This window comes from Embleya sp. NPDC005575 (assembly GCF_040605455.1).
Taxonomy (GTDB): Bacteria; Actinomycetota; Actinomycetes; order Streptomycetales; family Streptomycetaceae; genus Embleya.
This window is the reverse complement of record NZ_JBEXCV010000014.1, coordinates 60,093-74,208: the sequence shown is the minus strand read 5'-3', so window position 1 is coordinate 74,208 and position 14,116 is coordinate 60,093. Positions and strand designations below refer to the sequence as shown.

The following is a 14,116-nucleotide window of genomic DNA, read 5'->3' as shown; positions in this document are numbered from 1 at the left end:
CACTTGAGCCCGGCGGCGCAAGGTGGCCTCAAGCGCCGGCCGGGCTACTTGGCCTCAAGCGCCGGCTGGGCTGGTTGCCCTCAAGCGCCGGGCGGGCTACTTGGCCTCAAGCGCCGGCCGGGCTACTTGGCCTCAAGCGCCGGGCGGGCTACTTGGCCTCAAGCGCCGGCCGGGCTGGTTGCCCTCAAGCGCCGGGCAGGCTGGTTGCCCTCAAGCGCCGGGCGGGCTACTTGGCCTCAAGTGGCGGGCGGGCTGGGGGCTCGGGGGTGGGTTGGGTGGGGTGGGGGAGCATGCCGGTGACTACGAAGGTGGTGAAGTGTTGGACCCACGTGTCGGAGGCGGGTTCGGCGCTGACCAGGATGTGTTGGACCACCGTGCCGGCGATGACGTCGAAGATCAGGTCGACGTCTATGTCGTCGGGGGTGGCGATTTCGCCTCGGGCCTTGGCGCGGGTGCGGCCCTCGACGACGAGGCGCTTTTGGGGGTTGACGACCTCTTCGCGGATGCGTCGCCGTAGGGCCGGGTCGCTGGTGGAGTCGGCGACCAGGCCCATCAGGGCCGTGCGCATCTCCGGGCGGCCCAGCAGCGCGGCGAAGCGGCGGACCACGTCCTCGATGTCCGCACGTAGATCCGGACCCTGATCCGGCAGGTCGAGGGTGCCCAGCATCTCCGCGACCGCGGCGATGGCCAGATCGTGCTTGGAGTGCCAGCGGCGGTACAGCGTGGTCTTGGCCACGCCCGCCCGCGCGGCGACGTCCCCCATGGTCAATCCGGCCCATCCGCCGTCGGCCAGCAACGAGCGCGCCGCATCCAGGATCGCGTCGTCCGCGGTGGTGCTGCGCGGGCGTCCCTTACGCTGCGTGGGCGGGCCGTCCGCCTGGCCTGAAGCCGATTCCTCGTACACGGCCGGTCATGTTACCGGCTGGTACGGTGCCCGGCGGTGGTGCAACTCACATCCGCCATTACGGATCCTACGGTCGCATTCTTCCCGACGCTCCCCTTACGCTACGAGCCGTAGCGAATCGCGGTGCCTGGATGGGGATTCGAGCACACGATCGCGACTGACGACCCGTCAAGGGTCGTCGTCCGTCCCGGGGCCCGCATCCTGCGGGGACCGGGACGCGACGAGACTTCGACGTGCACCCGTGGGTCGCCCCGTGCATCGTTCGGCTTGCTCTCGGGGGAAGATGTCTACATGCAGCCACGGAACATGTCCATGCGCGGAGTAGTCGACCTCGGTGCGGTCAAGGCCGCCGCCGACAACGCCGCCAAGCGTGCCGCCGCGCCGGCCGGGAAGCCCGCCGCCGCGTCCGGTGCCCAACGGGTCGTCATCGACGTCACCGAGGCCACCTTCGAGACCGAGGTGCTCGCGCTCTCCCAACAGGCTCCCGTCGTGATCGACTTCTGGGCCGAGTGGTGCCAGCCGTGCAAACAGCTGAGCCCGCTGCTGGAGCGTCTGGCCGAGGAATACGCCGGCCGCTTCGTGCTCGCCAAGATCGATGTCGACGCCAACCCGCGTCTCGCCCAGGAGTTCGGCATTCAGGGCATCCCCGCCGTGATGGCGGTCCTGGGTGGCCAACTCGCACCGCTGTTCCAGGGCGTGGTACCCGAGCAGCAGGCCCGGCAGGTGCTGGACCAACTCGTGCAACTCGGTGAGGAGCGATTCGGCCTGACCGGCGTCGTGGTCGACGGCGAGCCCGTCGGTGCTCCCGCCGAGGTCGAGGAGGAGGAGGAGCCCGCCGGCGATCCGCTGCTCGCGGCCGCCGACGAGGCGCTGGAGGCCGGCGATCTGGACGGCGCGGCCCAGGCGTTCCGCAACGTGCTCTCCGACCACCCGGCACACGCCGAGGCCAAGCTCGGTTTGATCAACACCGAACTCCTGCTGCGCACCCAGGGCGTGGACGCGGACAAGGCCCGAGTGGATGCCGCCGAGTTTCCGGACGACGTCGCGGTGCAGACGCTCGCGGCCGACCTGGACGTCCTGGACGGCCGGGCGGACGAGGCGTTCGCCCGACTCGTGGAGACCGTGCGGCGCACCGCGGGCGACGACCGGAACACGGCGCGTCTGCATCTGCTCGAACTGTTCGAGATCGTCGGCGCGGACGACCCGAGGGTGCCCAAGGCGCGGATGGCGCTCGCGGGCGTGCTCTTCTGATCCTGTCTCTTCCGATCCCGCGTCGGACCCTTTGTTTGTCGATGAAGCCCCGGTCGTTCTCGTGGTCGAGAGCGGCCGGGGCTTGTCTTTACCCATCTTTGACCAAGGGTCATTTCCCTAGCCCTGTGTGGCATTTGGTGACCTACGGGTGACTCGTCAGCGGACCTATGCGGCGAAATCGGATCACCTGATGATGGTGTCGATGCCGCGCTGTGATCCGGTGGCGGGTGCCGTCCCGAAGTCGGCGTTACTCGTCGGTAACGAACCTCTTGTGTGCCGACCCGGTCGTGAAAGATGATCGGGCCGCTCGATCCGTGTCCCATTCGCCCCGGCAGCCGGTCGGTGGCTCGGACGCGGACCTCCCCATCCAGGCCGTGCCGGTCCGTCCCAGGACAGGCAGGCCCTCCCTCCATGCCCCGCCACGTGCGGCCCTGGTCCGCATGAGGAGGGGACTCTGTCCCGAGGAGGACCATGGACAAGAAGGTTCAGGCGGGTAGCGGCAAGACTCGCTGGAAGCGGTTCGGCATCACGCTCATACCGGTCGCGGCCCTTACCGTCGGCATGTTCGCGGGTGTCGCGAGCGGCGCCGTGCCGGTCAACATCACCGTCTCGGGTGGCAGCTTCAAGGTCTCGGCCGCGGAACTGGATGCCACGCAGTTCTCGCAGTACGGCGGTCACTACGAGACCAAGAACGGCAAGATCGTTCCGGTCGCCACCGCGGCGATCGGCGACGCCAAGATCACCAAACTGTGTCAGTCGGTGAACGCGTTCGGTGTCGTGCTGCGCATCGAGGCCGGCGGCGGCGACCAACCCGCCACGGCGAAGGACATGCGGCTGTCGATGGACGGACTCGACGGCGACGCCGAGTTCACCAACATCGACATCGGCGTCGACGCCTCGACGATGGCCCAGGGTTCGTCGGATTGGGCCAAGGGCCCCAAGGTCGGCGGCAACGGTGAGCCGACGATGTTCGGCCAGCAGGCCGACCACGCCAAGTTCACGAACGTCAAGCAGACGGCGTGGTTGGTCCAGGCCGGCCAGTTCTACCTGAAGGACCTGCACCTCACCGTCGGGGGCGGCAGCAAGGAGTGCTTCTGACCTGCCGTCGGCTGCGGGCGGGCCTCCTGCCCGCGGCCGTTCGGCCAATGCGGAGCACCACTCCAGGGAGTAATTCGTGACCGAAGAACAGCCGCCCTCGAACGCGTTCGGGCGCGGGTGGCAGGCGTTCCGGACCTGGCGGCGAGCTCGGCCGTTCTGGGCCGGACTGTTCAGCATCCTGGCTGCCGGACCCATTCTGTGGGCGCCTTACGCGGCACTCGACGCCGGTGACGTGACCGTGCAACTCCAGCAGTTCGGCGGGGTCTCGGCGGTGTTCATCGGCGCCATCCTGATCATGTGTGGCATCGCCATCTGGGTCACGCCACAAGCCCGGGTATACATCGGGATCTTCGTGATCCTGGTGTCGCTCGTGTCGTTCATCGTCGCGACCTTCGGCGGGTTCGTCGTGGGCATGCTGTTCGGCTTGATCGGCGGCACGCTCGCGGTCTCCTGGGTCTACCTGCCACCGGACGCGCCGGACGACGAGCACTCCGACGACGAGGGTGGCGAAGGCGGCGAGGGCGGCGACGGTGATCGGCGCGCGCCGGACGACACGCTCGTGGAGGACGGTTTTCTGGCCAGGGCGATGAACGGGAAGGACCCCGATGCCTCGGGGGAAGCACCGACCGGGTCGGAGACCGACCGGCCCGGTGACAGTGTCCGAGGGGCCGTCTCGCCGCGGACGGCACTCACGGTGATCGCGACGGCCATGGTCGGGGTGGTGGGCGTCGTCGGGATCGCGAACGCGTCGCCCAGCGATCCGTTGCCCGACAACCCGTACTCGGACGGGCCCTGCGTCTCGGCGAGTCCCGCGACCTCGTCGAGCGCTTCGCCCGCGCCGAGTACGTCGAGCGCGGCGCCGAGCACCGCGTCCGCCAAGTCGGCGAGTTCGACCCCCGCCGGCAAGGCGACCCGACCCGCGGCGGATCCGAGCCCGGCGGCCGACGGCCGGGTCGTGGCACCGAAGGCGCCGGAGAGCACGGTGCCGACGACCAAGGCGCCCGAGTTCAAGCTGCCGGAGTTGAAACTGCCGGAACTCAAGCTGCCGGAACTCAAGCTGCCCGAATTGCCCGGACTCGGACTGCCCGGGATCAACAAGCCTTCGACGGTGCCGTCCGCTCCGGCGTCGGCTCCGCCGGCGGTGGCCCCGGCGGCCGAACCGTCGGCCGCCACATCTTCGGCACCGGCGTCGATGCCTCCCGCGACGGCATTCGGCAAGCCTTCGGCCAAGCCCTCGGCGACATCGGCCAAACCGTCGGCCACCTCGTCATCGGCCGTGCCGAAGGGCGGCAAGACGCCCTTCCCGTGCCCGGTTCAAGGGCCCGTGAACGCCAAGGGCGGCGGCGGACTCCCGCCGGTCGCGGTCGACCCGTTGGTCCTGAAGTCCAGCCTGCTGGCCATGGCCGGGCTGAACTACGAGGGTGTGGTCAAGGTCAAGACCCTCGCGGGCGGCGAGGAGAACGCGCTCAAGTTCACCGTGTCCAAGGGCATCGACATCTGGAACATGTCGATGACGGTGAAGGAGGCGGGTGGCAAGGACGTCGTCATCTCGTCCGACGAGGGCAGCAAGTCCTGGATGGACGCCGACATTCCGACGACGATGTACGTGAAGTACCTCAAGGGCAACATCTTCGGGATCATCCCGATCACGTTCACGCCCGAGAGCCCGCCGCCGATCAACGTCCCGCTCGTGTTCTTCACGAACGTCGAGAGCGCGATGTACGCCCAGTTGGGCGGCAAGCTGCACATTCCCGGTTACGGCATCAACAAGCCCAACGTGAAGTAGCCGACGAGCCGAGCCGATGCGCCCCGGAACCCACCCGGTTCCGGGGCGCATCGCCGTTCGTGGCCGCGGGACGGGGTCTAGGCGTCCACGTAGCGTTCGCGGAACATGGCCAGGACGTTCTCGGTGGGCAGACTCGGCCACAGCGTCACGCGGCCGTTGCGGCGGTCCACGATCCACTGACCCGCGCCGACGTGGGCCATCGGGTCGGGGTCCGCGTAGATCGCCTGGACCAGCCAGCCGTACTCGAACTCGGTCATCACGAAGTCGGTCGGCGCGTTCGGACCGCCGCCGACCACGTGCCGACGGGCCTTGTCCCGGGCCTCGCGCTCGTCGATCGGCCGCGGCGGCAGCGGCGCGTCGGCCGGTGCCAGGTCCAGGCGGGTCGGCCGGCGGCCCTCGATCAGCGCGATCAACGCGCCGTCGAAGGTGTCGGCCACGTGCCACAGATCGCCCCACCACAGGTAGACCGCACCGCGCGGGTCCATCGCCAACCGGCCGCGGCCCAGGTCGTATTCACCGACCGGAGTGAGCGGCCGGCCCAGCGCCGCGCCGTACCCGGCGAGCAGGTCGCCCGCGTACAGCCCGACCAGCGGGTCGATCCGGAACGGCATCCGGGACATGTCCACGCCGGGGCCGTACTGATGCACCGTCATCCCGCCGAACTCCCACAGCGCCTTGATCGCGCTCGGCGGGACGTCGATGCCGGCGGTGCCCAACGCCCGGTACCAGCGCAGGAGCTCCTCTTCCGGGATATGGACGCCGGGCTGCCAGCCGGTGGCCGTGAGGGCCTGGACCACGGCCTCGGGGAAGCGATTGCTCATGACGCGGGCACCTCCAGGATCGTGACCCCCAGGTCCGCCAGCGCGGGCGCGCAGGACGAGCAGGGCGGGATCGGCCGTTCGTGCGCGGGGTCGTTCGGCTCGCGCAGCAGGATCGCGGCCAGCGCCGCGCCGCGGAGCAGGTGTCGCATCCGGTCGAGCACGACCTCGTGATCGGGGTCGTGCGTGCCCTCGGCGGCCAACGATGCCTCGGCCTCGACGGCGACCTGGGACAACAACAGGGCGTCGGGGCACCGCCCGTGGAACACCGAGCGCATCTCGGGCCCGGTGCGGTCGAGCAGCGCGGCCACGGCCGGGTGCAGGTCCACGATCGCGGTGTGTGCGCTGACCGCCGTCATCGGCTCCATGTCGGGGCGTTGCAACGCCGCACCGACGCCGGGCGGCAGCAGATTGTCGAACATCAGTCTTCGTCCGTTCCCTTCGTGATGCCGCGTCAGGGGCGCAGGTCGGCGGGCAGACCCGTACCCGCGCGGTCGGCGACGACCGGTCGGTAGTGCCCGCCGGCAACCGCGGTGCGGGCGATCTCGTCCAGTTCGCCGGGCACTTGGATCAGCTCGTCGGTCAGCAGCGTGGTGACGTCGTCGGCGAGCCGGGACAGCAGGGCGACGGTCGCCTCGGGGGAGTCACCCTGTCGCGCGTACCGGTCGTCGTTGTCCCAGTACCAGACCGAACCGGCGTCCGTCCCCTGCGTCTTGAGCACCAGGGCACCGCCCTGCACCCACGCGACGGCCAGGAAATCGGCGGTCAGTCGATCGGTGAGGCGGCCCGCGGTGTCGAGCAGATCGTAGGGGTCGTACTCGCCGTAGAGGTTGAGGAACTGCTGGTCCAGCACGAATCCGTGGCGCATGTGCACGGCCGGTCGGGGCGGCGCGCCGCCGCCGTTGTCGATCAGCAATGCACGGTAGGCGTCCGGGAGTCGGTACTTGAGGTACTTGTTCTCCAGGTGGGTCAGGTCGGCGTCGGTGAGTGGCCGGCCCACCTGCAGACGGGCCGGCACCCGGGCCTGCTCGGCCGGGCTCCACAGACCGGTGCGATCCCGGTCGACGGTCATCGTGGCCACGCCGCCGTGGTGCCGGAGGGCGTTCTTGACGTCGACCGGGACCAGGTGGAGTCGGCGCTCGTGCGGCGCGTGGTGCCAGGTCCACCCGCGCGGGGTCGCGGTCTCGACCACGTCGGCGTACAGCGGGTCGCCGGTGCCGGCCGTCACAAGGTTGGCGGCGAGTACGTCGGTGACCCGGGCCTCGTCGATGCCCAGGCCCGGAGGTACCGGGCCGGTCTCGATCACCGCCCGTGCATACGGCAGAAAGTCCGGGAATCCGTACAGGTCGACGAAGATACCGTCCGGGTATACCCGGCTGCGCGACGTGCGGCCGAAATCGACGATCGAACCCGCGAATTCGGCGGCCGGAGAGCCGCCGTGCTCGGTGCCGGTGTCGGTCATGCTACGGTCCTCTCCTTCATGTCCGGTATTCCGCCGAGGCGGGGCGCTGTGTCATCGCTCCCACCTCAGGACTCGGAATCCAGGAACGGGGAGGTCGGATCGATCTCCCAAAGTTCCAGGAATCGAGCGAATGTATCGGCCACCTTGCGCAGATTGTTGGCCGAGATATATTCCGGCGTGTATTCCTCGTCGGTGTCGAGCGTTGATTCGCTCCAGTACCAGAGCGACCCGGATTCCGGTTCGGTGACCTTGATCGCCACGATTCCGGTGGTGAGTCGGGTGACCGGCAGATAATCCAGGGTGAGAACATCCCGGCAATAGCCGTGGGCGTAGAGCAACTCGGTCTGCAGATCCCCACCGGTTCGATATCCGTAGAGATCGTCCTCGGGATCCAGGCCGTGTGGCATGAGCTGGGCGGCGACTGGGAAATCAGCCCCGTTGGTCGCGGCCAACCAGGCCCGATATTCGGCCGGCAGGGCGAACCCGAGTTTCCCTTCGAGTTCGCGCAGGGCTGCTTCCGAGAGTGTTCCTCGCGGCGTCAATTCGACGGTCACTGCTAGACTCCCGGGTTGCCGGTCGAGGTATTGGGGGCCATGGCGCTGGCGATCCCACCGTGATGTTTCACCGCGTAGTGTACTGCGAACGGTATGAGCATCATGGTGCGTGTGCCCTCGACGTGATGCCAGACATATCCCGGTGCGCTGCGACCGGGCCGGGCGGTGGCCCACATCGGATCGCGCCGGAATTCGGCATTGGCCTGCGCAATATCCAGCTTGCGCTGTTTGTCGTTCGCATCGGCGCGAGCGTCCTTGAAATTCTTCGTACCCTGCCGGCCGGGCGGGAAATCACTGCGCTTGGGCGGTGCGACGACGGTATGCGGGAGATTGATCGTGCGCACCGCATACGGCGTGAAGTCCGGATAGCCCTGGAGGTTGATGTAGACGCCGTCGGGGAAATGGTTGTCCAGCGTCGGGCTCGCGAAGTGCACTATCTGACCGGCGTAACCCGAGTTGATCGGGAATCGGCCGGTGCCGGTCATGTCCCGGCCGCGCGCGGCCAACTCGTTGCGGCGGTCGGCCAGGTCGGACCCGGTCAACAATGTCCCGTCGTCCGCGCGCAGCAGCCGGTCGAACTCTTCCCGGGCCTGCCGCTCGGCGCTGGTGAGGTCTTCGGGTGTCGGGTGGTTGACGAGCGCGTCGATCCCGGCCGCGTCGAACACGCGAAGGAGCTTCGCCCGGTCGAGGTTGGTCCGGGGCGGGGCGCCCGTGTCCGGGTGCGGGTTGTTCGAACGCACGGTCTGCGGCATCTCGAACTCGGCGTTGCCCCGATTGGTGTCCCAGGTCAGGTTCGAGCGGTCCGCCATGAAGGACGGGTCTCGGGTGACGTTGAGGTCGTAGGGCGACTGGCCGCCTTGAACGTCCTCGGGCTTGGGCGGGTTCGGGTTGGTGGGGGTGGTGCTGTTGTTGTTATTGGGCGTGGGGTTGGGATTCGCCGCAGCGTTCGGATCGAAATTCGTCGCAGCCGGCCGGGTCGCCATGTACGCGGCGACCTCGCGCTCGATGTCGTCGCGCCGACCGTCGTGCGTGGTCGGTCGGTCGCCGGTCGGGCTCGCCGTGGTCGCGGGCTCGCCGAGCGGCCTCGGGTTTGGCCGCATCGGCGACGCCAGCGGCGGCGTCGTGTCGATCGGAGCGGGCGGATTGTTCTGGGCGTGCCTCGGCGGTGGCGGCGGGGTGGCCGGCGTTGCGTTCGGGTTGCTGCCGGGCGGCGGCCCCCCGATCGGAGTCGGTGCCGAGCCCGGCATCGGACCCGTGACGTTCTGCGGCAGGTCGCCGGGCGCCGGGTTGGACGTGTGGTCCGGGTTCGGATCCACGTTCGGCGGGGTGTGCGGCGCCGGATGGACCGGGCCGGTCTGGAACGGCTGCTGGTTGTGTGGTGCGGGGTGGACGGGGCCGGTCTGGAAGGGTTGCTGCTGGTGCGGCGCGGGCTGGACCGGTTGTTGGTTGTACGGGTTGTTCTGAACCGGCTGCTGCTGGTGCGGGCCGGGTTGCTGCTGCTGGTTGTACGGGCCGGGCTGCACCGGGGCCTGGTTGTGGGGAGCAGGCTGGTGCGGCGGCTGCGCGTACGGCGGTTGTTGCTGGTGCTGGGTGTACGGACTCGGCTGTACCGGCTGTTGGTTGTACGAGTTGTTTTGCACTGGCTGCTGCTGGTGCGGGCCGGGCTGGTTGTACGGGCCGGGTTGCTGGAGTGGCTGGTTGTGCGGGTTCGGCTGGACCGGCGTCTGGTTGTGGGGGGCGGGCTGTACCGGCTGCTGCTGGTGGTGCGGAGCAGACTGCTGGTACGGCTGCGTGTGCGGCGCCGGTGGCGGCTGTGGGACGTGTGGGGCCGGCTGGATCGGTTGCTGGTTGTATGGGTTGACCGGCTGCTGCTGCTGTTGCTGGTGGTGCGGCGGAGCCGGCTGCGTCGCGACCGGCTGGGTGGCCGGCGGGGACAGGGGGACCGGGCGCGCCTGCGGGTCCAGCACGATGGCGTCGACGTTCACCGCGTTCGGGTGTGGCAGGTGCATGATCTGGCTCGTCTGCGGGTCGACCCACATGATGTCGCCGCCGACGTTGACCGCGGCCCACGCGTGCGAGGATCGCATTACCTTGATCGAGCCGTCCGGTTGCACCTCGTTCCGCGGTGGCCACTCGGTGACGATGTACGCGATCGAACCGGGGCCCGAGGCACGCAACGTCGCGTCCAGCCGGGCGAAGGCCGCGCCGGGGTTGTTCGAGCCGTCGGGGTTGAGTCCCAGCCGGGTCCACGGTGCGTTGGTCTCCTGCGCCGCGCGGGCCATGCCATAGGTCTCGCCGTCGCCCTCACCCGGTACGCGAGCCGCGGACACCTCCGGACGGCCGAACCAGGTGCGGCCGAAGGCCAGGACGCCGTCGAGGCAGTTGATACCTCGGCCGGGTACGTGCATGCCGCCGTCGTTCTGTAGCCGGAACCAGCGGCCGTCGCGCGGGTTCGGATGCACGACCGGGGTGCCGTCCGGGTTGCGCGGTACGGCGTTGTTCAGCGCGGAGACGTCGCTCCAGTTCGGTGGAAGCAGACCGCCGGGCTGGTTGTACGGACGCCCGGCGGACAGCGGGGGCCGATTCGCCATCGGGCCGGCCGGGTGCGGTGCCGCGTGCTGCGGTGCGGGCTGCGCGTACGGGTTGTTTGCGTTCGGGCCGTTGCCGTACGGCGTCCCGTTGTAGGGGGACGGTGCGTTGGTGTTCTGGTGGTACGGGCCGGGCTGGTGCGGCGGGGGAGCCGTCGGGCCGGTGTGGGTCGGGCCGGTCGCGACGTTCGGGCCGCGGCCGAAGAGATCGCGCATCCGGTCGCCGAGGCGCTGGACCGTGCCGCGGAACGGGCCGGCCTGATTCGGCCGCACCGGTGCGCCGGGGGGCGTCGTGAGCGGCCCGCCCGGCTGCGGAGTCGCGTCGACGGTGGTGTCGCCGTTGCCGTCCCGAGCCGGGGTGGGCGTCGCGTCCTGGATCGCACGGGAGGCCAGGTCCGGCCGACCGGCGGGGTCGGGGTTCGGCGCGGTGTCCTGGCCCGGGGCGGCACCGGGGTGCCCATCCGGCGTCGTGTCGGAGGTCTGGCCCGACACCTGGTCGACCGGTCGGTCGGGGGTGGCGTCGGGCGCGGTGTCCGCGTGCGTCGGATCCGGCGTGGAGTCCGGCGCGGGGTCGGTGTGTCCGTCCGGCGTCGGGCTCGCGTCCCGGTCCCGGGCCGGGTCGGGGTCCGCATCCGGTATCGGGCCGGCGGACGGATCCGGCGCGGTGTCCTGACGCGGGTCGGCATGCGAGCCGGCTTCCGGTGTGCCGTCGGGAGAGCTGTCGGCGGAGTCGTCGGGCGTCGGGTCCGGCCGAATGTCCGGACGGGCGTCGGATGCCGGCTCCGTCGTCGGCTCCGTCGTCGGGTCCGGGCTTGTGTCCGTCGTCGGGTCAGGGGTCGTGTCCGGCGTCGGATCCGCAGTCGCGTTCGGGTCGGCGCCCGGCGTTGTGTCCGATGTCGGGCCGAAAGTGGTGTCGGCCGTGGTGTCGCCGGCCGGATCCCGGTGCGAGTCGGCGGTCGGGTCCGTCGCGAGCCTGGTTGTCCGGTCGGCCGTCGGGTCGGGCGTGCCGTCGGGAGATGTCGGGTCCGGCGTGCCGGTGTGCTGCTCCGGTGCCGTCGACGGCGTCGAATCGGTGTTCGGCTGCCGCGAGTTCGGCTGCGGAGCGGGTTCCGCGGTCGGGTCGGCCGGCTGCGTGGCCGGCGGCAGCGACATGTCGATCGGCTGCGCGTTCGCGTCCACGGCGATCGCCCACACCCGATTCTGGTCCGGATACGGCTCGGGCATGACCTCGCCCGACTGCGGGTCGACCCACAGGACTTCGCCGTCCACGTTGATCGCGGCCCACGCGTGCGAGACCTGGCCGGTCTCGATGGTGCCGTCCGGATTCACCCGCGGTTCGGTCGGCCTGGACGTGACGATGTACGTCATCGCGCCCGGGCCCGCATCGCGCAGCCGTGCCTCGATGTCGCCGTACGCACCGGCGGTGTCGGTGCTGCCGTCCGGGCGCCGGGCGAGCGGTGTCCAGTTCGTGCCGACCTCGCGCTGAGCCCGCTCCGGCGCTCCGACCTCGCCGGTCGTCTCACCCGGGATGCGCGGCGCGGCGACCTCGGGACGCCCGAACCAGGTGTTGCCGAAAGCCAGCACGCCGTCCACGCAGTTGTTGTCGCGGCCGGGCACCTGGGTGCCGCCGTCGTTCTGCACCGCGAACCAGTGGCCGTCGCGCGGGTCCGGGTGCACCTGCGGCGTGCCGTCGGCGTTGCGTGGGACGGCGACGTTCAACACGGACTGGTCGCGCACGCTCGGCGACATCAGGCCGCCGGGCTCGTACAGCGGACGGCCGTCGTTCAGCGGCGGCCGATCGGCGATCGGGCCGGTCGGACTCTGCGGCGAGTCCGGCCGGTCGGGCTGCGGATTCGCGTCGGTCGTGGCCGGCGAGTTCGCGTACGGAGTCGAGGCGTAGGTGGGGTTCGGCTCCGAGCGCGTGCTCGGGTCGGTATCCGGCGAGGCGCTCGGTCCTCGGCCGAAGAGATTGCGGATCCGGTCGCCGAGGCCGCCCACCGCGTTGTCGATTCGACCGTTCGGATCCGAGCCGGTCGGCGTGCCGTGCCGCGGCCCCGTCGGGCTGCCGGCCGGGGTCAGGTGCAGGATGCCGAGACCGCCGCCGTCCCGGGACGGCGCGGTGTCCTGCGTGGGGTCGGTGGTGGGGCCGGCGACCGTCGGTTCGGCGGTGAGGTCGGTGTCCCGGGCCGGGGTTTGCCCGGTGTCCCGATCCGGGTCCTGGCTCGGGTCGACCTTCGGATCCTGGTGGGTGTCCGGGGTCGGGTCGGCAGTCGACTCCGCGGTCGGGTCCGACGCGGCATCCTGCCGGTGCTCCGGCGTGGTGTCGCCGGTCGGGTCCTGCCGGGTGTCCGAGGTGGACTCGGGCGTCGAGTCTGGCGTCGAGTCTGGCGTCGAGTCGGGCGTCGAGTCGGGCCGGGATTCGGGCCGGGTCTCCGGCGTCGAATCGGTCGTCGGGTCCGGCCGGGTCTGCGGTGTCGTGTCGGGCTTCGGGTCCGCGGTCGGGTCCGACCGGGTGTCCTGGTTCGGATCCGTGTCGCCTTCAGGCGTCGGACTCGTGGTGTGGTCCGTCGTCGGATCCGGCCGGTGTCCGGTGTCCGACGCGGTGTCCGGCGTGCTGTTCGGATTCGCGTCCGTCGTCGATCCCGGCGTCCGGTCCGGTCCGGTCCCGGTCGGGTCGGTCGCACGGTCGGGGGTGTTACCGGTCGGGCTGTCCTGCCGCTGCCCGGGAATGCGGCTCGGGTCCGGGGAGGTGCTGTTCGGCGTACCGGTGGTGGATGAAGTGCCGTTCGGTGTAGCCGAGTTCGAGGTAGTCGAGTTCGGTGTTGCGCCGGTCGGAGAGCCGGTGGCCGGGTGGCCCGAGTTGGGCGTGCCCGTGCCCGGCGACGTCGGACCGGTGCCGCTCGTGGTCGAAGCACCCGTGGTCGGGCCTCCGGTCGTCGGCGTCGCGCCACCCGCCGGACGGGTCGCAGTCGGCGTGGCGGCGGAGTTCGTTGTAGCCGAAGTTCCGTTATTGCCACCGGAGTTGGCCGTCGTAGCCGGGGCGGAACCCGCACCCGGGCCGGTACCGATAGCCGTGCTTGCACCCGTGCTCGTCGCCGCGGTCGTGGCGGCCGCCGGGCTCGTCGTCGACACGTTGGTGGTCGTGCTCGGACCGGACGTCGAAGGCGTCGTGGACGACGCCGAGCCGATCGAGGACGAACTGCTCGTGCCGGGCGCGGTGCTCGTGGACGCGCTCGTGGTCTGTACGCCGCCGCCGGCGTGGCTGCCGCTCGGGCCGGGGGAACCGGTCACGGACGGCGAGCCGCCCATCGAAGGCGTATTGCCACCGCTCGGCGTACCGCCGGTGCCGGGCATGCCACCCGGCTGCCGGCCGTCGCTCGGCGGCGCCTGTACGTATGTGTTGTTCTGCGACGAGCCGCCGTCGTGGCTCGGTACGCCGCGCGGCGCGTCGCTGCCGTGGCCGGTCACTCCGGCCGGCGCGTCCGTCGCGGGCGGCGCTGCGGCCGAGGCGCTCTGGGTCGCGACCGGGGTGTGCGTGGGCCTGTAATCCCCGCCCGTATTGCCGCCGGAGTTGCCTTCGGAATTCCCACCCGAATTGCCCGAGTTGCCGCCCGAGTTTCCGGCGTTCCCGGCGTGGCCACCCGAGTTCCCGGAG

Annotated in this window: 10 protein-coding genes; 4 read left to right on the top strand and 6 right to left on the bottom strand. The window is 70.5% G+C overall.

The window, feature by feature from the left end; genetic code table 11:
* Window positions 1-226 precede the first annotated feature (226 nt).
* Window positions 227-904 carry a TetR/AcrR family transcriptional regulator gene (locus ABZS54_RS07460; RefSeq protein WP_355532053.1) on the bottom strand — a complete coding sequence of 226 codons (678 nt, stop codon included), beginning with the start codon at window positions 902-904 and terminating at the stop codon, window positions 227-229.
* Window positions 905-1,195: 291 nt separating this feature from the next.
* On the opposite strand from ABZS54_RS07460, the gene ABZS54_RS07455 reads away from it, so the two are divergent.
* The 3 genes from ABZS54_RS07455 (at window position 1,196) to ABZS54_RS07445 (ending at window position 5,039) form a co-directional block, all read left to right on the top strand.
* A complete protein-coding gene (locus ABZS54_RS07455; protein ID WP_355532051.1) occupies window positions 1,196-2,155 on the top strand; it encodes a tetratricopeptide repeat protein in 960 nt (319 codons plus the stop codon).
* Between the two features lie 471 nt (window positions 2,156-2,626).
* Window positions 2,627-3,253, top strand: a complete 627-nt coding sequence (locus tag ABZS54_RS07450; RefSeq protein ID WP_355532049.1) for a DUF6230 family protein — start codon at window positions 2,627-2,629, stop codon at window positions 3,251-3,253.
* A gap of 76 nt (window positions 3,254-3,329) precedes the next feature.
* Window positions 3,330-5,039 (top strand): DUF6114 domain-containing protein, encoded by a 1,710-nt coding sequence (locus ABZS54_RS07445; protein ID WP_355532047.1) that lies wholly within the window; start codon window positions 3,330-3,332, stop codon window positions 5,037-5,039.
* Between the two features lie 77 nt (window positions 5,040-5,116).
* On the opposite strand, the gene ABZS54_RS07440 is transcribed toward ABZS54_RS07445, so the two are convergent.
* The 5 genes from ABZS54_RS07440 to ABZS54_RS07420 all read right to left on the bottom strand — a co-directional run bounded on the left by ABZS54_RS07440 (window position 5,117) and on the right by ABZS54_RS07420 (window position 12,459).
* Complete coding sequence (locus tag ABZS54_RS07440; protein ID WP_355532045.1) at window positions 5,117-5,860, bottom strand: SUKH-3 domain-containing protein; 744 nt, start codon at window positions 5,858-5,860, stop codon at window positions 5,117-5,119.
* Window positions 5,857-6,279: a YwqJ-related putative deaminase gene (locus tag ABZS54_RS07435; protein WP_355532043.1), complete on the bottom strand. Its 423-nt coding sequence runs from the start codon at window positions 6,277-6,279 to the stop codon at window positions 5,857-5,859. Before ABZS54_RS07435 ends, ABZS54_RS07440 begins: the two co-directional genes overlap by 4 nt.
* A gap of 32 nt (window positions 6,280-6,311) precedes the next feature.
* Window positions 6,312-7,319, bottom strand: a complete 1,008-nt coding sequence (locus ABZS54_RS07430) for an SMI1/KNR4 family protein (RefSeq protein WP_355532042.1) — start codon at window positions 7,317-7,319, stop codon at window positions 6,312-6,314.
* Window positions 7,320-7,384: 65 nt separating this feature from the next.
* On the bottom strand, window positions 7,385-7,873 hold the full coding sequence (locus tag ABZS54_RS07425; RefSeq protein ID WP_355532040.1) for an SMI1/KNR4 family protein: 489 nt from the start codon (window positions 7,871-7,873) through the stop codon (window positions 7,385-7,387).
* A 2-nt stretch (window positions 7,874-7,875) separates the two neighbouring features.
* Window positions 7,876-12,459 (bottom strand): toxin glutamine deamidase domain-containing protein, encoded by a 4,584-nt coding sequence (locus ABZS54_RS07420; protein WP_355532038.1) that lies wholly within the window; start codon window positions 12,457-12,459, stop codon window positions 7,876-7,878.
* A 730-nt stretch (window positions 12,460-13,189) separates the two neighbouring features.
* Between ABZS54_RS07420 and ABZS54_RS07415 the strand changes: the two genes are divergently transcribed.
* Window positions 13,190-14,008: a hypothetical protein gene (locus tag ABZS54_RS07415; protein ID WP_355532036.1), complete on the top strand. Its 819-nt coding sequence runs from the start codon at window positions 13,190-13,192 to the stop codon at window positions 14,006-14,008.
* Window positions 14,009-14,116 lie beyond the last annotated feature (108 nt).